Raw genomic sequence first — 17,071 nt, 5'->3', positions numbered from 1 at the left:
CGGTGCTCCTTTTTATTTTACCCAAAAAACCGCAAGAAATGAACGATTTCTCGTCATTTCTTGCGGTTTTCTTCTATGGAATTATGTCACAGTTCCTTTTTTATTTAGAAACGTGCAACTGCAAGCTTCTTTTATTTCGTAATCAAAGCATCTAAACTAGCCACTGCCAGACTCATCTTCGCGATTTTATCCAACAAGGCAAAACGGTTGCGGCGAATCTGTTCATCTTCGACCATGACCATTGTTTGATCAAAATAAGCTTCGATCAATGGGCGCAGTGCCACTAAGCTTTGGTAGTTTTCTTCCATCGTTTGATGTGAGAACTTGTCCTCTACTGTTAAGACCGCTTCATACAAGGTAGTTTCAGAGTCGTTTTCAAACAAGGCAGGAGCAATTGCTGCTTGATCCAATTCGGCTTTTTTCGCTAAATTGATCACCCGTGTCAAAGCTTCCATCGATGGTTTGAAGTCGTTGTCCTGCAGATGTTCTCTTAACATTTGAGCCGTTTCAAACAACGTACTGATGTCTGCTTGACGTGCGCCTAAGACAGCTTCGATGACATCATGACGCGTATTTTTGCTGAGTAAGAATTGACGCAGACGACCTTTCACAAAATCGGTCACTTGTTCTTGACCAGCGGCAAGTTGAATCCCAAAAACTTCTGGTTGAGCATTAATGGCTTCACGAATTTCTTCTTGCAACTGAGCAAATGGGAAGTACCAGCGCTTTTCAGCTAAGATGCGGATAATCCCGTAGGTTTGACGGCGTAAAGCATAAGGATCGTTTGAACCGCTTGGAACCATATCAACAGCGAAGAAAGCAAGTAAGCTGTCTAATTTATCCGCAATCGCTAAAACAGCCCCGATTTTTGATTGTGGCAGCTCGCCTTCTGCTGAGATCGGCATGTAGTGTTCACGAATCGCTTGGGCAACTGCTGGTTTCTCTCCTTGGATCAGGGCATATTTTTCCCCCATGATCCCTTGCAACTCAGGGAATTCCCCTACCATATTGGTCACTAAATCAAATTTATAGATTTGAGCTGCCCGTTGAAGGTCGGTCAGTTCTTCTTGTGTTAAACCAACGGTCTTCCCGATGATTTGCGCTGCTAGTCCGACACGTTGCATTTTTTCATATAAGCTGCCGATTTTTTCGTGGAAGGTGACTTGCTTAAGTTTTTCTACGCAATGGTCAATGGTCAGCTTTTTGTCTTCATTGTAGAAAAACTCAGCATCTTCTAGACGAGCGGTCAGGACTTTTTGGTTTCCTTTGATGACATTATCGATCTTCACAGCATCCCCGTTGCGGGCAGAGATGAAGTGCGGCAGCAATTCTCCGTCAAGGGTGCGGACATCGAAGTAACGTTGATGTTCTTTCATAGAAGTAACTAATACTTCTTCAGGGACAGAAAGATATTTTTCTTCAAAGTCCCCTACAAAGGCTGTTGGGTATTCAACTAGATTTGTCACTTCTTCTAGTAAGTCTTCATCTAAATCGATCCGCCAGTTGTTTTCTTGAGCGATCGCATTGATTTGTGCGGTGATCATTTGTTGACGTTCGCTTGGATCAGCGATGACAAACTGATGCTTCATTTTTTCCAAATAGTCGTCCGCATGATCAAACGTGACTGCCTCACCTAAGAAACGATGACCTTTTGACTCGCGTCCGGTAACAATATCAAGGATTTGGAAAGGAATGACTTGCTCACCAAAGAGTGCTACGATCCAATGAATTGGTCGGATATATTCAAAATCGTAGTCTGCCCAGTGCATCGTTACTGGGAACGTCAAACTCGTGATTACTTCCTGCAATCCTTTCAATACCTCAACGGTTGGTTGACCTTGGGTATGTTTCGTTACATAGACATACTCAACACCTTTTAATTCACGGAAGGTGATGTCATCGGTTGTCAATCCTTGTCCACGAACAAACCCTTGAGCTGCTTTCGACCAATTGCCTGCATCATCTAACGCGATTTTTTTCGCTGGTCCTTTGACCTCTTCTTGCGTATCCGCTTGTTTTTCAGGAATACCGGTGACATAGACAGCCAAGCGGCGAGGTGTGGAATAGGCTTCGATCGTTGTATAAGGCAATGCATGAGCATCTAAGAAAGCTGCCGTTTTTTCTTGTAATTGTTTCATACTTGGGGTTACGACATGCGCAGGTAATTCCTCTAAGCCGATTTCTAATAATAGGTTTTGTGCCATCTTATTTTCCCTCCTCAATCAGTTTTTGCGCCACTTCTGGATCAAGCAATGGATAACCGAGATTTTCCCGTTCTGCTACAAATAGTTTTGCTACTTGACGTGCCATGTTACGGATACGTGCGAGGTACCCAGCACGTTCAGTGACGGAGACTGCACCACGTGCATCCAACAAATTGAAGGTATGGCTGCATTTTAAGATATAGTCGTAAGCTGGATGAACTAAGCGTTCATCGATACAGCGTTTTGCTTCTTTTTCAAAACGATCGAAGTTCCCTAAAAGCAAGTCTTGGTCACTGACTTCAAAGGAATATTTTGAATGTTCATACTCAGGTTGGCGGAAAATCTCACCATATTTGACACCTGCAGACCATTCAAGATCGTAGACACTTTCAACTTCTTGAATATAAGATGCTAGACGTTCTAAGCCGTAAGTGATCTCTGATGTCACTGGCTTACATGCTAAGCCGCCGACTTGTTGGAAGTAAGTAAACTGAGTGATCTCCATCCCGTCTAACCAAACTTCCCAACCAAGACCTGCACAACCCATCGAAGGATTTTCCCAGTTATCTTCGACAAAACGAATATCATGTTCTAATGGATCGATCCCTAAAAGACGAAGGCTTTCTAAATAAAGTTCTTGGATATTTTCAGGAGAAGGCTTCATCACGACTTGGAACTGGTGGTGCTGATACAAACGATTTGGGTTTTCCCCGTAGCGGCCATCAGCTGGACGGCGAGAAGGTTCTACGTAAGCGGCGTTCCATGGTTCTGGACCGATTGCACGTAAAAATGTATATGGGCTCATGGTTCCAGCCCCTTTTTCTGTATCATAGGCCTGCATCAGCATACAGCCGTTTTCGGACCAGAATTTTTGCAGGGTCAAAATCATCTCTTGCACAGTTAGTTTACTCATCTTTTTCTTCCTTTCTTATAACGCATTGACGACAGGATAAAATTCGACAACTGATCCAGGGATCAATTTCACTTCGACCACGACATCTGCTTCTAAAACATCCGATAAGTCGTAAAGCATTTGGTCTGGACTCGTTGTAAATTCATGGATAAGCTGTTCATCCTTTAAAAGGCGAACTTGCAGTGGAATACTTGCTAATACTTTGAGCTTTTTTTCGGTAAACGCACTTGCTGGAATCGTCATATCAAATAACATAAAAACCCTCCTTTGTTTTTGGCTATTCTTGGTGTGAAACATAAAAAAGTCCCTATATCTATACACTTTGTATAGATATAGGGACGATAAATTCGCGGTTCCACCCTACTTCCGACAAGTCGGCAGCTTCATTGATCATGCTCACGGACGCCTGCGAAATAAGGTTCCAACTTGGCTTTCACTCTCCCAAGTTCGCTTCATGGAATGGTCTTCTTTCTTTCTTCCGATCATAGCACAGATTCGATTACCCTTATGATAGTAGTTGAAGCTAGGGTTTGTCAATGATTAATTTGAACTTTTATGCTTCTGGGCCTAAATCCGCCTGATCATGAAAGACGATCTCATCAGCGATTTTCCCATCACTTTCAAAAACGATGATCTCATTCATTCCGATTTTTAAAAACGGTGCTGGGACGTACAAGCGCTGCTGCGGTCCTTTTTCCCAAAAACGGCCGATCGTATGACCATTGACTTGGACAAACCCTTTACCCCAGCCTGGCAATTCGATAAAGGTATCTGCACATTCATCAAAAACACATTCAAAGCGTGAGAAACTTGGTTGTCCTTTTTGCCATTTTCCTTGGAAATCAATGGCATGCAAATTATCCATCGGTAAGGGATAGATTTCCCAGTTGCTTTGGAAGGCGCCATTGATGATCACACCGTCTTTGATGCCTTTGTGCTGATGGTTCATTTTTACGGAATAATTGACCCGCCCCATATTCTCCACCAAGATCCCCAACTCGTTTTCTGATACTGATAAATCGAAACTGTAGGTTTGACCGATTTCTTGATCGTAATCGATGCGCAAAAGTTCCTGGTTGATAAACGTATGGGCACGATCCATCGTATTGATCAGACGGTAGTCGGCAATCTTCCGAGCAGGCCCAATCAGTGAGCGATAATAGATATAACCCGTCGCTTGATTGCAGGCTTCCATCGATAACGGGTAATTACTTATGATCGGTTGACTGATCGTGTCGATCGTCGAAAACAAGGAGACTCGTTCTTTCACTGAGAATGTTCCATAAGCTTTTCGCTCAATTTCCATACTCAAGGGAAACTCAGGAATTTCCGCATAGTCAGCGATCACCTTTTTGAAGGCTTGGTATTTGGCAGTAGGTTCTCCCCATTCTGTCAACAAGGCATCGTAATCATAGCTAGTGACATCCGGCGCTAAGCGTTCATAATAGTTTGACCCGTTCATAAAGCCAAAGTTGGTCCCGCCATGAAACATATAGATATTGACAGAACCTAATGCTAAACAATCCTGCAATTCCTTTACTGCATCTTGTGTTGAGGTCGTATGGTGCTGGTCGTCACCCCAGGCATCAAACCAGCCGATCCAAAATTCCATGACCATCAGTGGCCGTTTTTCTCCGTGAAATCTTCGAAGTTTTTCAAAATTTTCCTTGATGTTGGAGCCACAGTTGATCGTAGGCAATGCCAAGTCTTTGATACTGCCGTTTTCTAGCATATCGTGCCAAGGTCCGTCAGAGGTCACTAACGGCGTTTCTACACCATGCTGCCGCATCGCAGCCACCATTTTCCGCAAATACTCTTTGTCATTGGCGTAGCTGCCGTATTCATTTTCTACTTGCATCATTATAATCGGACCGCCTTGGGTGATCTGCAGATCCTGCACTTGTGGAAACAAATGGGCGAAATAACGAGTGATTTTTTCCATAAATGGGGGATAATCAAACCGAAGCTTCATCATAGGATCTTGCAACAGCCAATAAGGCAGTCCCCCAAATTCCCACTCCGCACAAATATAAGGTGCTGGTCGCAAAATGACATAAAGCCCTACTTCTTGTGCCGTTTGGATAAATCGCCGCAAATCAAGGATCCCATCAAATTGATAGACACCTTCCTGTGCTTCATGAAGATTCCAAGGAACATAGGTTTCGACGGTATTGCAGCCCATCAAGCGTAGTTTCTCTAAGCGATCTTGCCAATATTCAGGAACGACACGAAAATAATGGATCGCTCCAGAGATCACTTTAAAAGGCTTGTTGTCTAAATAAAAGTCATCTTCAATAGCAAAAGTTCGCATCAGTTACGCCCCTCTTTGACGATATAGGTGGTGTATTGCGTCAGCATCATTTCTGAAGAAAGAACCTTACCCGTCAGAAGATCCGTTTTTCCAACAAACATTTCTGGCAGCGGTTGTGCTTCTTCGTGGAAATTGATGATGACGAAAAATTTCGCCTCTTCATTTTCACGACAGGCAATTTCTAGTTTTGTTACCTCCTCGATCACTGGGGTAATATCGGTCTCTTTGACGATCGTTTTGAAAAGCTGATCTTGCAGCTGATCTTCCAACTGTCCACCAAAGTAATAGACGGTTCCATCGCCAAATGTATTTTTGGTCACTGCCGGCATTCCTGCATAGAAATTGCTCGTGTAATGCGCTAGCGCTTCGGCGTTTTCTAAATGGATCAAATCGCTGACTAAATTACTTGTTCCTGTAAGTTCTTCATTAACTAACGAAACCCCGTTTGATTGTTCTGGCGCTAATGCATCGATTTCTTCCACCCAGAAGCCAGCTAACTCCCGCAAGGGGCCAGGGTAACCGCCTAAGTGAACATTGTCTGATTGATCAACGATGCCGCTCATATACGTTGTAAGTAAAGCACCGCCTTGCATAACGAAATCAGTTAGCCGCTCTTGCATCCCTTCTTTGATCATGTACAGAACCGGAGCTGCGACTAGCTTGTATTTTGATAAGTCAGCATCCACGGGAACCAAATCGACCGCAATATTTTGTTCGTAAAAATAGCGATAGTAGCGATGGATCTGTTCAACATATTTCAGATCAACGGTCGGACCACTCGTATATTCTAAAGCCCAATAATTGTCCCAATCGAAAATCACAGCAACCTGTGCTTGGGTTTGCGTGCCAATGATGTCTGAAAGCTGCGCTAATTCAGCCCCAAGAGCTGCTGTTTCTCGGAAAACCCGCGTGTCTTCATGACCGACATGTTCGATGACCGCACCATGGAATTTCTCACAAGCACCAATGGAACGTCGCAATTGGAAGTATTGGATCGTATCTGCCCCATGAGCAATCGTTTGATAGCTTTGCGCCCGCATCTGTCCTGGTTTTTTTAATGAATTATAAGGCTGCCAGTTTTGTTGGGAAGGTGTTTGTTCCATCAGCATAAAGGGTTGCTGTTTTAACCCGCGCATCAAATCATGGGTCATGGCTACTAAGCTCCATGGCGTATTGTACGATGGATAATTATCCCACGAAACAAGGTCCATTTCCTTTGCCCACTTGAAATAATCCAGTCCTTTAAAGGTTCCCATCAAATTCGTTGTAATCGGTGTTGTGGGATCGATTTTCCGAATAGCGTCCCGCTCCATCATGTAGTTTTTTAAAAGACTATCCGAGTTGAACCGTCGGTAGTCAATAGAAATTCCTGCAAATGCCGTCTTGTCATAGCCGATTCCTTCTGACAGCGCATTTGGCAGCACGATTTCATCCCATTCATACACGGTATGACCCCAAAATTCCATATTCCAGGCTTTATTCAGTGCTTCGATCGTATGATATTTATCCTTTAACCAGACACGAAACGCTTTTTCACAGTTGTCGCAATAACATTCGCCGCCGTATTCATTATTGATGTGCCAACAAGTCACTTGTGGATTTTCGCCGTAACGTTCGGCTAATTTCGTTGCCAAGCGTTCTGCGTATTTTTGATAAACCAAACTGTTGGGACAGGCATTGTGCCGTTGCCCAAACTTATGATGGCGTCCATCATAATCGGTGCGAGCGACTTCTGGATACTTCTTAAACATCCAAGCTGGCAAAGCAGCTGTGGAAGTGGCTAAGACGATGTCGAAACCTTCCGTACTTAATTTTTCGATGATTTGATCCAATTCCTCAAAATCATAACAATTTTCAGAGGGTTGGATCTTTGCCCATGAAAAAACATTGACGGTCGCGCTATTGATACTTGCTTTTTTAAAGATCCGAATGTCTTCTTCCCAAATCTCTTTCGGCCACTGATTTGGATTATAATCGCCGCCAAATAGAATTCTATCAAAAAATTTTGTCATGTAAGTGAACGCTCCTTTAAAATAAAATGATTTCTACTCTCTTATTGTAAGGCTTTTCATTCTGTTGTAGTATAATACATGAAACACTATTTTATAACTTTTCGAAACACGGAGGTACACTATGCCTATCTACTTTTATCAAACCAATCAGCAGCTGCCTTTATCTCTGGAAAGCATCGGCAACGATTGGGCGCAAGATGACGTCGCTCGTCCTGATGGCTATCCCTACTTCCATTGGCTGCAAACCGAGCAAGGGGAAGGCCGAATCACATTTGGTCAGGAATCGTTTATCTTACGTCCGAATGAAGGCATTTTGATTTTTCCTTTTACGCCCCATCGCTATTATCCATTGACTGACTGGAAAACATCCTTCGCCACATTCCAAGGCCCTTTGGCAGCTGAGGTGTTAAAGCAGTACACGAATCAGCCCTATATATTAGCTGAAGAGTCAGAAACCTTTTCTTATGTCACCTGGATCAATCAACGGATCAAAGAAGACCAACAAATCAGTTGGGACCCGCTACGGGCTTCTAGCGAATGTTACCGCTTTTTATTGGCGATCATGCAAGAACGCTCAGGGAATCCAACAGAAAAACACCCGCTGTTCCAACAATATCTGGTTCCCGTTATACAAGAAATCGAAACGAATTACGATCAGGCGATCACGATCAAAGAACTAGCAGGGCTCGTCTATGTGTCACCACAGTATCTCTCACGTTTGTTCCAACGTTTTTTGGGGCAATCTACTGCACAATATTTATTGAACTACCGTATGACCCGAGCCAAAGAGCTTTTGGTGGCACAGCCAGATCTGCCCATTCAACAAGCTGCCTTCGCAGTGGGGTTTCAAGATGCAAGTCACTTTACAGCATTATTCAAAAAAAGAGTCGGCTTAACTCCATTAAAGTTTCGCCAACTCTATCATTGATTTTTCGGTTTTAAGACGTCTTGCCATTGCCCCATCTGATCGATAAACTTCTTACTTTTTAAATAAATGCCCACATATTCATCATATAATAAATCAATCACTCGTCGGATCGCGGCTTTCGTTTCTGGCTTTAATTTGATTGAAGCAATCTGCTCGTAGGATATTTGCGAAAATAAGCGAATAAAATGGATCGCCCGAGAATCAGCATGATAACGACGTTCGTCCATCCCCCAGTGCTGTTCACATAAAATACCGCTATATTTTGAGGAATAGTCAAACCGACCGTCGGTTTTTCCGCAGATCGCACAATGGGTCCAATTCGGGGTGATCCCGAAACGGTGCAAAATCTGGATCTCAAAAATATTGGTGATGATCTCTGCGTCGTTTTCTTGATCCATTAATTGCAAGGCCTCATGTAAAAATTGGTATAGATGTGGGTCATAGACTCGATCATCAATAGCAGAATCAGCCAAATTCAATAAGTAGGTTGCATAACCAGCAATAAAAATATCACTTTGGATCGTACGAAAAGGATGGATGTCTTTGGCATTGTTTAAAAAGGACAAGCCTTCCGTTTTGATGGTTCCCATGTAGGTGGCTTCAGTATAGGAGAGCAGCGCTGGTGCCAAGGGGTTATTTTTCCGATGGGCACCCTTGACATAAAACATTTGCTTCCCAGCAGATTCCGTAAAGATTTTGACTAGCTTGTCTTTTTCTTTATGGTCTTTTGAAAAAAGTAAGATTCCTTTTGTTTCAACAAGATTCATCGTCGCATCCCATTTCTTTAAAAAAACTGATCCAGTTCGCTAACTGCATCAGTTTTTCTTCATTAAAACAGATCATGTTTAATCTGCATGTCATCAATACTCATCTTTGCGATAGCCATAATCCGTTAAGAAGGTTTGCTTGTCGCGCCAATCTTTTTGCACTTTTACCCATAATTCCAAGAAGACTTTGTCATCTAACAAGTGTTCAATGTCTAAACGAGCTTTCGTACCGATCTGTTTCAGCATTTTTCCGCCTTTGCCGATGATAATGCCTTTTTGACTGTCACGTTCGACAATGATCGTCGCTTGAATATGCACCTTGTCATTGTGGTCTCGTTTCATGGAGTCAACCACGACCGCTACTGAGTGAGGCACTTCATCTCTGGTCAGTAGCAAGACTTTTTCCCGCACCAATTCGGAAACGATAAAGTATTCTGGATGATCCGTGATTTGATCCTCTGGGAAGTACTGAGGCCCTTCAGGCATTTCATCGATCAGTAGCTTCATTAACGTTTCGAAATTATTGCCTTCTGTTGCGGAAATCGGTACGATCTCAGCAAAGTCCATTTGTGAGGAATAGTCTTCAATAATTGCCAATAAGGCATCTGGATGGACTTTATCAATTTTATTGATCACGAGGAAAACCGGTGTCTGACTTTGGCGCAATCGTTCGATAATAAAATCATCGCCCTTGCCACGCTTTTGGTCCGCACTGATCATAAATAGCGTCACGTCAACTTCTCGCAGTGCACTATAGGCGGTTTCAACCATAAAATCGCCTAAACGGTGTTTGGGTTTGTGGATCCCTGGTGTATCGATAAAGATCAGCTGTGCGTCATCCGTCGTGTAGACCCCTTGGATTTTGTTACGGGTCGTTTGCGCTTTGTCACTCATGATCGCGATTTTTTGTCCTACGACTCGATTTAGTAGTGTTGATTTCCCAACATTTGGCCGCCCGACGATCGCAACGAAGCCTGATTTGTGTGTTGTCATTGTTGTTCCCCTTTATCTTGTGTTTTGGTGCGCATCAGAAGAGCTGCAGCAATTTTGGCAAGAAGATGATCGCTGCGACGACTAACGCAAAAACTGCGGTCATCAGCACGGCACCAGCTGCCATATCTTTGATTTTTTTTCCGATAGGATGGAAATGGAAATCTGTAAACATATCTACGACGTTTTCAAAGACGGTGTTAATGATCTCAACGATCCAGACTAAGAAAACAGCTAGCAGCAACCAGAGCCATTCCATTTGACTCAAACGGAAAATAAAACCCGCAATGATCGCAACGATTCCTAGTGCAACATGTTTACGCATATTGCGTTCCTCTTTAAAGACGGTTTTTATACCAGTGAAAGCAAATTCGATCGACGAAATAAATTGTTTGTTTTTCCCAATATTCTTATCTTTTGAGTCCATAGGCATCCAGTATTTCCTTTTGCAATCCAAACATTTCCTTTTCATCTTCAGGTGTCATATGATCATAGCCATTGATATGCAAGAAACCATGTAACGCCAAGAAACCCAGCTCCCGATCATAGGTATGCCCGTATTCAGCAGCTTGTTCTTTCGCTCGTTCAATGGAGATCATGATATCTCCAAGATCACGCGGCAGCTCTTCAAGGGCTTCGTCAAAAATGATCGACAGCTCTTCGTCTGTTTCTTCTTCAAAGGCAAAACTAATGACATCCGTTGGCATATCTTTGCCGCGGTACTCCCGATTGATTTCTTGGATCGCCGCATTGTCCATAAATGTGACGGACATTTCTGTATCCTCTGGAAGTTCTAAATGTCCTGCAGCAAATTGCAGCAGTCCTTCGATCTCTTTGATCTTGGTTTCCCCCACTGAATTTGTCTCATCTAAAAAGGTAATCTCCATTAGCGCTCTCTTCTTTCTTGTTCTTCTTTCATTTTCTCTGCTTCCGACTTCATTTTTGGATATTTGATCCGTGAATGGAAGGTACTGCAAAGTCCGTTGACCAGTGATTTTTCAATCATTCGGATTTCTTTCAAAGTCAGGCCTGTTTCATCCAGTTGACCGTCTAAGATCCGATCATTGATGAGATTTGCAACAAATTCTTGAATCTTTTGATTTGTTGGATTTTCCATCGCTCGAACAGCTGCTTCACAACTATCCGCGATACTCACAACGCCAGCTTCTCGTGTTTGCGGTTTTGGACCAGGATAACGGAAATCTTCTTCCGTTACCTCGGGATTACGCTCTTTGGCTTTCACGTAGAAATACCGCATCAAGGTCGTGCCATGGTGTTGACGACAAATGTCGATCACCATGCGGGGCATTTTGGCTTCTTCGAGAATTTCCGCCCCATCGATCACGTGACCGAAGATAATTTGTTTGCTGTCTTCAGGCAACAAGAAATTATGCGGGTTTTCGGCACCAGCAGGTAAATTTTCTACGAAGAAATTGGCATGTTTGACCTTGCCGATATCATGGTAATAACAAGCCACACGAGTCAGTAAGCTTTGCCCGCCGATTTCGGCAACGGCATTGGCACTAAGATTGGCAACCATCATACTGTGATGATATGTTCCTGGCGCTTCTTCCAGCAACTGTTTTAATAATGGATGATTCGGGTTACTCAATTCATTTAACACGATCATACTCTCATCCGTCACCAACAATTCGATGTAAGGATGTAGTCCCATCGTTAGCAAATAGCTTAAGAGAGAGCCTGCTAAACCACAAATGATCGTGGTCCAAGTGTTCCCGCGAGCAAAATCCATTCCTTGGAAAATCACCAGCACAAAACTCAGTAAGAGCGGAAAGACGATCACCCACGCTACTGCCGTTTTCCCTTGACTAGCGATGCGGGCGCGCTTGATCATCGTTCCCATCAAGCCAGAGAACAAATAGGTGACTAAGACGGTCGTCAACAAGTTGGTTCCGCTAGAATCAAAGTAAATAAAGAGTGCACTGATTACTTGGAAAATCGCAGACAAAATCCCCAAACGACGGCTAGAGAAAATACTCAGGATCAACGGTGTAAACGCAGCTGGGAAAAACAGCGGGATAAAGGTCACTAATTCAGATTGGAAAAGTTGGAAAAACTTCATGATCAAAATACTGAATGCCATTGCCAAAATATAAAACGTGACCGCATTCATCCGTTTTTCCACGTCTTTCGTCTGTTTCGTGTAATAAAACACCATCAGCATCTGTAAGACTGTTGCTAACACTAAAGCGATCAATGGAAAAACAGAAAAGGTCTGATTAGTCATTCCTAAAAGCTGCAGCTTCTCTAGGGCATTGGCATCGATCTGCGAGCCCTCACGGACAATGATCTCTCCTTGATAAATCATCACTGGAGGAACAGCATCCATGGCGGTTTGCCGTGCTTCTTCTGTCCGTTTTTCATTTGGGATATCGTTCACGACGATTCCTTGATTGACTAAGAAACGTAAGACAGAAGCCATATCTGAGCTAACATCTAAGAACTGGATCTTATCTTCCGCCTCAGAACGGAACGTACTTAATTCCGTTTGGCGGATCTGTTTCGCCATTTGTTCATCTATTAATTGTAGCGCATAGGTACGCACTGTATTTAATTCATCATCACTTAATGAGAACATCGTCGTCAAAAAATTATTGGTAAATGACTGATAAAAATCTAGTTCATCATCACTCATTTTTTCAAATTCTTGTTTTAAGGCTGCGATATATTCATCTGTACTAGGTTTAGGGATATTTTCATCCTCATCGGCTTCAGCCACTTTTTTTTCATGAGCTTCATCCACTGATTTTTTGACTGAAGCAACTAAGTCAAATAAATGATCGATACGATCATGCTGCGTTTGCGCCAGTGTATCCTGATACGTGTACTCTGGTGGTACAGCTTCGGCAGCCAGTTTACGTTTTTGTTCCGTCGCAGCGGTATTTTCGATCGTTTTATTGGCACGGATATTTTCTTCCGCCACTTGACCTTCGCTATAATCGACATTGTTTTGTTTGACGCTGGTGTACATGATACCAATCGAAAAAAGAAAGAAAAGGAACATCAAAACTGGTAGATAGAATTTCCCAAGTCTTTCTCTAAATTTCCGTAGTGGTTGAATGATCATAGTTCTCCTCCTAAAAGACGATCAGCGCTTGTCTTTAAGATCTGCTTCTTCATATGCGCGAATGATCTCGGCAACAACTGGATGCCGCACGACATCTCCTGCTTCAAAATTAGCAAAAGCAATTTTAGGGATCTCTTGTAACGTCCGTTCGGCGTGGATCAGGCCGCTTAAAGTCCCTTTTGGCAAATCGATCTGGCTGGTATCGCCATTGACGATCATTTTAGAGTTGAATCCTAAACGGGTCAAAAACATTTTCATTTGAGCGATCGTCGTATTTTGCGCTTCATCTAAAATGACAAAGGCATCTTCTAGCGTACGTCCACGCATATATGCCAAGGGTGCGATCTCAATGACGCCTCGTTCCATGAGACGGTTCGTATGATCCATCCCAAAAATTTGATACAACGCATCATAAACGGGGCGTAAGTAAGGATCGACTTTTTCTTTCAAGTCTCCTGGTAGGAAACCAAGATTTTCTCCTGCTTCAACGGCGGGACGTGTCAAAATGATTTTTTGCACTTGGCCTTTCTTTAGAGCTGCAATTGCCATTACGACTGCTAAGAAGGTCTTTCCGGTTCCAGCGGGGCCGACACCAAACACTACATCATGTTTACGGACGGCTTCGATATATTTTTTTTGCCCAGCATTTTTCGCTCGGACCGGTTTGCCGTTACGGTCTTTGATGATCTCTTCTTCATACATATCTTTGAAATAATCAAGACTGCCCTTATTCACCATATTCAACGCAGTGATCACATCAGGGGTACTGATATTGATGCCTCGTTTGATCAACTCTTGCAAAGCCCGAATCACGGATTGTGCCTTTTCAGCGGCTTCAGTTTCTCCTACGATTTGGATCAGCTCACCACGAGTGTGAATGACCGTTCCTGTGGAGTCTTCAATAATTTTGATGTTCTTATCGTGGGCACCTAATAATAAACGAACGTCATCGTTTTCACTAAGTGTTATCTCGATCGTTATTGTTTTGTCTGTCAAATATGTTACAGCTCCTTTTTTGGCGTTCTTATTAATAATAACATAAGATGGAAAAAAGAAAAATTACTTATCAAGCACAACAGTCGTTTCCCCTTGTCCTTATGCTTTTTTTAAGTTTTCGAAATCAGAAAAAAAAGCCGCAAGCATGTCATCCATACTTGCGGCGTGAGCTTACATTTGATCCAATAATTCTTTAACGATCGCATTGACTTGATTACCGTCTGCTTTGCCTTTAACTTGTGGCATTACAGCACCCATCACTTTTCCAAATTCTTTGGAAGAAGAAGCACCAGTCTTTTCAATCGCTCCAGCGACGATTTGGCGGATTTCCGCTTCATCGAGTTGTGCTGGCAAATATTTTTCAACAACTGCAATTTCAACTTTGACTTTCTCTGCTAGATCATTTCGGTCAGCTTTCTCAAACTCATTTAAAGAATCACGACGCTGTTTCATCTCACGAGACAAAACGGTCAACTCTTCTTCTTCATTCAAGTCAGAACCTTTTTTGATCTGCTCATTTTGAATTGATGCTTTCAACATGCGGATCACCTGCAAGGTTTCCTTGTCTTTGGCTTTCATCGCTGTCTTCATGTCATCATTCAGTGTACTTAGTAGTGTCACACTACCAGCTCCAATTCTCAAAACAGTAGAAAATTAGAATTTTTTGCGTTTTCTAGCTGCTTCAGATTTTTTCTTACGCTTTACGCTAGGTTTTTCGTAAAATTCACGTTTACGAGATTCCTGTAAAGTACCCGCTTTTGACACGGAACGTTTGAAGCGACGAAGAGCATCGTCAAGTGATTCGTTTTTGCGAACGACTGTTTTTGACATGTAAATTCCCTCCCTCCGAGCTTAAAAAGTAACCGTAGTTGTTATTGAAATAAAATCCCAAAAAACACGACTGTCCTTTAAAAATTATAGCTAACCCCTGAAAAAGTGTCAAGGCATTCTGTTAAAAAAGTCTTCGATCCCATCAAGTTTGTTTGGGTTTTCATTGACATTCTTCACAACGGCCCAAAATCTCGAAGCGATGTCCCTCGATCAAGCAGCCAGGAAGCTGTTCTTGGAAGAAGTCCATCGGGCAAATATGCAGTTCTTTTGTTTTGCCACAAACCGTGCAAATAAAGTGATGGTGATGATGGTCCTCTAATTCTGCACAGCAGTTATAGCGAAACTTCATCTCCCCGTTCAGCTCTGTTTCTTCTAAAATACCGATCTCAGAAAAATCATGCAGATTACGGTAGATCGTATCATAGCTCAAGCCAGGATACTTTTCTGACATGTATTCATGAATTTCCTTGGCTGGCAAATAGCGATTGCGTTTCACTAAATAGGTGATGATCGCTTCTCTTTTTTTGGTGTATTTAAAGCCATTTTCTTTCAATGTAGTCATGGCATGCTCAATAAGTGTTTGATTTTTCATCGTAGGCCCTCCTGATAAATCAAAATCATTCCGATTCTATCGATCTTAAGTATGGTATAATGAAATCAATAAAAAAGCAAGAGAGGATTTTTCTTATGAAGCCAACTGAACCTGAACAACCAGACTTGCAAGAAAAATTGCAAACCAGTGCCGCAGTGACGATGTTCGTGTTGTCGGACTCTGCCGGCGAAACGGCATCGAAGCTAGCACAAGCGACAATGGCCCAATACCCCAGCGTCGAATTTAACCTTTTTAGACGCACGTTTATCCACACAAAAGAGCATTTGATCAAAGCTTTGTCTGATGCAAAAAAACACAACGCCATTATTCTTCATACCTTGATCAAAGAAGAACTTGTGGATTTGACGAATCATTTTTGTGAAGAAGCTGACCTTTATCATTTCGACGTATTGACCCCTCCAGTAAGTGAAGTAGAACGACGAACTGGCGTAGCACCTTCACGAGAGCCAGGGGCTTTGCACCACTTAAACGAAAATTATTTCAAACGCATCAAAGCCATGGAATTTGCGGTTATGTACGATGATGGGAAAGACCCTCGTGGCTTCTTGGAAGCAGATGTCGTGTTACTAGGGGTTTCTCGGACGTCAAAAACGCCTTTGAGTCTATTTCTAGCAAACAAAAATTTAAAAGTTGCTAACCTGCCTTTAGTACCGCAAGCCCACATCCCAAAACAGCTCTGGGAAATCGATCCGAAAAAAATCGTCGGGCTAACAAACGATCCGAATGTGTTAAACAGTATTCGCAAAGAACGGATGCGCTCCTACGGCTTGAACCCAGATTCTGCGTATTCCGATATAGAAAAAATCAAAGCGGAGCTGACGTTTGCCAATGATCTTTACGAGAAACTAGGCTGTGTCGTGATCAATGTCGCTTCTCTTTCCATCGAAGAAACCGCCTCTATGATTTTAAATGCATTAAACTTAGAAGATCATAGTTATTACACGTCAGAAACGAAAGACTAACCTCGATGAAGCAATGAAAAACGGCTCTTTGTCAATAAGGACTGATGAGTTGTGCAAAATCAAATCTGGGTCAGAATGAACCACATTCTGGCTCAGATTTTTTGTTATCTTACATTGATTAATTTATTGATCAAAAAGATTCTAATTCTCATGTTCTCGAATGATTTAAATCCGTAGGATACTCGTTTCATTGTCTTTATGTGGGTATTCTTCGCTTCTATTTTTCCATTGGAATAAGGATAGATCATTGCGTTGGTGATGCCTTCTTCATAGGTCAGAAGGTTTTGAAGCTTCTCCCGAAAGCCGTCATCTAACGTTTTGGGAAGTTCTGCCAATATGCAGAAAAATAAGTCAGGGTCTTTGTCTCGAAAGGCTTCAACTAATTCATGAAAAAAGGGATACGCCTCCTTCAGGGGCGTAGAAAACTCAAGCAATCGATCAATCATCATTGCTTCA

17 protein-coding genes are annotated in these 17,071 nt (G+C 42.6%); 2 read left to right on the top strand and 15 right to left on the bottom strand.

Translation table 11 applies throughout. The annotated features are described in order from the left end of the window. Positions 1 to 131 precede the first annotated feature (131 nt). The 5 genes from glyS to A5878_RS07170 all read right to left on the bottom strand — a co-directional run bounded on the left by glyS (position 132) and on the right by A5878_RS07170 (position 7,440). On the bottom strand, positions 132 to 2,204 hold the full coding sequence (gene glyS, locus A5878_RS07190; protein WP_086295144.1) for a glycine--tRNA ligase subunit beta: 2,073 nt from the start codon (positions 2,202 to 2,204) through the stop codon (positions 132 to 134). 1 nt (position 2,205) lies between these two features. Continuing rightward, positions 2,206 to 3,117: a glycine--tRNA ligase subunit alpha gene (gene glyQ / locus A5878_RS07185; RefSeq protein ID WP_005225852.1), complete on the bottom strand. Its 912-nt coding sequence runs from the start codon at positions 3,115 to 3,117 to the stop codon at positions 2,206 to 2,208. A 15-nt stretch (positions 3,118 to 3,132) separates the two neighbouring features. Beyond that, entirely contained in the window at positions 3,133 to 3,372 is a 240-nt protein-coding gene (locus A5878_RS07180) for a hypothetical protein (protein WP_081118113.1), read from the bottom strand. Between the two features lie 298 nt (positions 3,373 to 3,670). Further along, on the bottom strand, positions 3,671 to 5,428 hold the full coding sequence (locus tag A5878_RS07175) for a beta-galactosidase family protein (protein ID WP_086295142.1): 1,758 nt from the start codon (positions 5,426 to 5,428) through the stop codon (positions 3,671 to 3,673). Further along, positions 5,428 to 7,440: a beta-galactosidase gene (locus A5878_RS07170; protein WP_086295140.1), complete on the bottom strand. Its 2,013-nt coding sequence runs from the start codon at positions 7,438 to 7,440 to the stop codon at positions 5,428 to 5,430. Before A5878_RS07170 ends, A5878_RS07175 begins: the two co-directional genes overlap by 1 nt. Positions 7,441 to 7,561: 121 nt before the next feature. On the opposite strand from A5878_RS07170, the gene A5878_RS07165 reads away from it, so the two are divergent. Next, positions 7,562 to 8,368, top strand: coding sequence for an AraC family transcriptional regulator (locus A5878_RS07165; RefSeq protein ID WP_086295138.1), 807 nt, complete (start codon positions 7,562 to 7,564; stop codon positions 8,366 to 8,368). Here the strand turns inward: A5878_RS07165 and recO are convergent. From recO to A5878_RS07120, 9 genes are all read right to left on the bottom strand, one after another. Continuing rightward, on the bottom strand, positions 8,362 to 9,135 hold the full coding sequence (recO, locus tag A5878_RS07160; RefSeq protein WP_074535734.1) for a DNA repair protein RecO: 774 nt from the start codon (positions 9,133 to 9,135) through the stop codon (positions 8,362 to 8,364). The two genes, A5878_RS07165 and recO, sit on opposite strands and share 7 nt — an antisense overlap. Before the next feature lie 93 nt (positions 9,136 to 9,228). After that, complete coding sequence (gene era, locus A5878_RS07155; RefSeq protein ID WP_005225846.1) at positions 9,229 to 10,128, bottom strand: GTPase Era; 900 nt, start codon at positions 10,126 to 10,128, stop codon at positions 9,229 to 9,231. A 34-nt stretch (positions 10,129 to 10,162) separates the two neighbouring features. Next, positions 10,163 to 10,552, bottom strand: a complete 390-nt coding sequence (locus A5878_RS07150; RefSeq protein WP_016610244.1) for a diacylglycerol kinase family protein — start codon at positions 10,550 to 10,552, stop codon at positions 10,163 to 10,165. Beyond that, the gene (gene ybeY, locus A5878_RS07145) at positions 10,536 to 11,012 is read right to left on the bottom strand and encodes an rRNA maturation RNase YbeY (protein WP_005225844.1); all 477 of its coding nucleotides are present in this window, start codon (positions 11,010 to 11,012) and stop codon (positions 10,536 to 10,538) included. Before ybeY ends, A5878_RS07150 begins: the two co-directional genes overlap by 17 nt. Beyond that, positions 11,012 to 13,213 (bottom strand): HD family phosphohydrolase, encoded by a 2,202-nt coding sequence (locus A5878_RS07140; protein ID WP_005225843.1) that lies wholly within the window; start codon positions 13,211 to 13,213, stop codon positions 11,012 to 11,014. Before A5878_RS07140 ends, ybeY begins: the two co-directional genes overlap by 1 nt. 21 nt (positions 13,214 to 13,234) lie before the next feature. Next, entirely contained in the window at positions 13,235 to 14,209 is a 975-nt protein-coding gene (locus A5878_RS07135) for a PhoH family protein (RefSeq protein WP_086295136.1), read from the bottom strand. Positions 14,210 to 14,380: 171 nt separating this feature from the next. Beyond that, positions 14,381 to 14,830, bottom strand: coding sequence for a GatB/YqeY domain-containing protein (locus tag A5878_RS07130; protein WP_005225841.1), 450 nt, complete (start codon positions 14,828 to 14,830; stop codon positions 14,381 to 14,383). Between the two features lie 33 nt (positions 14,831 to 14,863). After that, positions 14,864 to 15,040, bottom strand: a complete 177-nt coding sequence (gene rpsU / locus A5878_RS07125; protein ID WP_002356740.1) for a 30S ribosomal protein S21 — start codon at positions 15,038 to 15,040, stop codon at positions 14,864 to 14,866. A gap of 160 nt (positions 15,041 to 15,200) precedes the next feature. After that, positions 15,201 to 15,632 carry a Fur family transcriptional regulator gene (locus A5878_RS07120; protein ID WP_005225833.1) on the bottom strand — a complete coding sequence of 144 codons (432 nt, stop codon included), beginning with the start codon at positions 15,630 to 15,632 and terminating at the stop codon, positions 15,201 to 15,203. Positions 15,633 to 15,727: 95 nt separating this feature from the next. On the opposite strand from A5878_RS07120, the gene A5878_RS07115 reads away from it, so the two are divergent. Continuing rightward, complete coding sequence (locus A5878_RS07115) at positions 15,728 to 16,615, top strand: pyruvate, water dikinase regulatory protein (protein WP_010748043.1); 888 nt, start codon at positions 15,728 to 15,730, stop codon at positions 16,613 to 16,615. A 104-nt stretch (positions 16,616 to 16,719) separates the two neighbouring features. Here A5878_RS07115 and A5878_RS07110 read toward each other — a convergent pair. After that, positions 16,720 to 17,071: transposase (locus tag A5878_RS07110; RefSeq protein ID WP_143353837.1), on the bottom strand; the 352-nt coding region annotated here is incomplete at its 5' end.

The sequence above is a fragment of the Enterococcus sp. 3G6_DIV0642 genome (assembly GCF_002140635.1).
GTDB classification, from domain to species: Bacteria; Bacillota; Bacilli; order Lactobacillales; family Enterococcaceae; genus Enterococcus_D; species Enterococcus_D casseliflavus.
Note: the sequence above shows the minus strand (reverse complement) of the source record. Positions and strands in the feature narration are given on the sequence as shown.

Coding starts and splice junctions, on each gene's coding strand:
- glyS (WP_086295144.1), bottom strand. CDS start 2,204: ATGGCACAAAACCTATTATTAGAAATCGGCTTAGAGGAATTACCTGCG.
- glyQ (WP_005225852.1), bottom strand. CDS start 3,117: ATGAGTAAACTAACTGTGCAAGAGATGATTTTGACCCTGCAAAAATTC.
- A5878_RS07180 (WP_081118113.1), bottom strand. CDS start 3,372: ATGTTATTTGATATGACGATTCCAGCAAGTGCGTTTACCGAAAAAAAG.
- A5878_RS07175 (WP_086295142.1), bottom strand. CDS start 5,428: ATGCGAACTTTTGCTATTGAAGATGACTTTTATTTAGACAACAAGCCT.
- A5878_RS07170 (WP_086295140.1), bottom strand. CDS start 7,440: ATGACAAAATTTTTTGATAGAATTCTATTTGGCGGCGATTATAATCCA.
- A5878_RS07165 (WP_086295138.1), top strand. CDS start 7,562: ATGCCTATCTACTTTTATCAAACCAATCAGCAGCTGCCTTTATCTCTG.
- recO (WP_074535734.1), bottom strand. CDS start 9,135: ATGAATCTTGTTGAAACAAAAGGAATCTTACTTTTTTCAAAAGACCAT.
- era (WP_005225846.1), bottom strand. CDS start 10,128: ATGACAACACACAAATCAGGCTTCGTTGCGATCGTCGGGCGGCCAAAT.
- A5878_RS07150 (WP_016610244.1), bottom strand. CDS start 10,552: ATGGACTCAAAAGATAAGAATATTGGGAAAAACAAACAATTTATTTCG.
- ybeY (WP_005225844.1), bottom strand. CDS start 11,012: ATGGAGATTACCTTTTTAGATGAGACAAATTCAGTGGGGGAAACCAAG.
- A5878_RS07140 (WP_005225843.1), bottom strand. CDS start 13,213: ATGATCATTCAACCACTACGGAAATTTAGAGAAAGACTTGGGAAATTC.
- rpsU (WP_002356740.1), bottom strand. CDS start 15,040: ATGTCAAAAACAGTCGTTCGCAAAAACGAATCACTTGACGATGCTCTT.
- A5878_RS07120 (WP_005225833.1), bottom strand. CDS start 15,632: ATGAAAAATCAAACACTTATTGAGCATGCCATGACTACATTGAAAGAA.
- A5878_RS07115 (WP_010748043.1), top strand. CDS start 15,728: ATGAAGCCAACTGAACCTGAACAACCAGACTTGCAAGAAAAATTGCAA.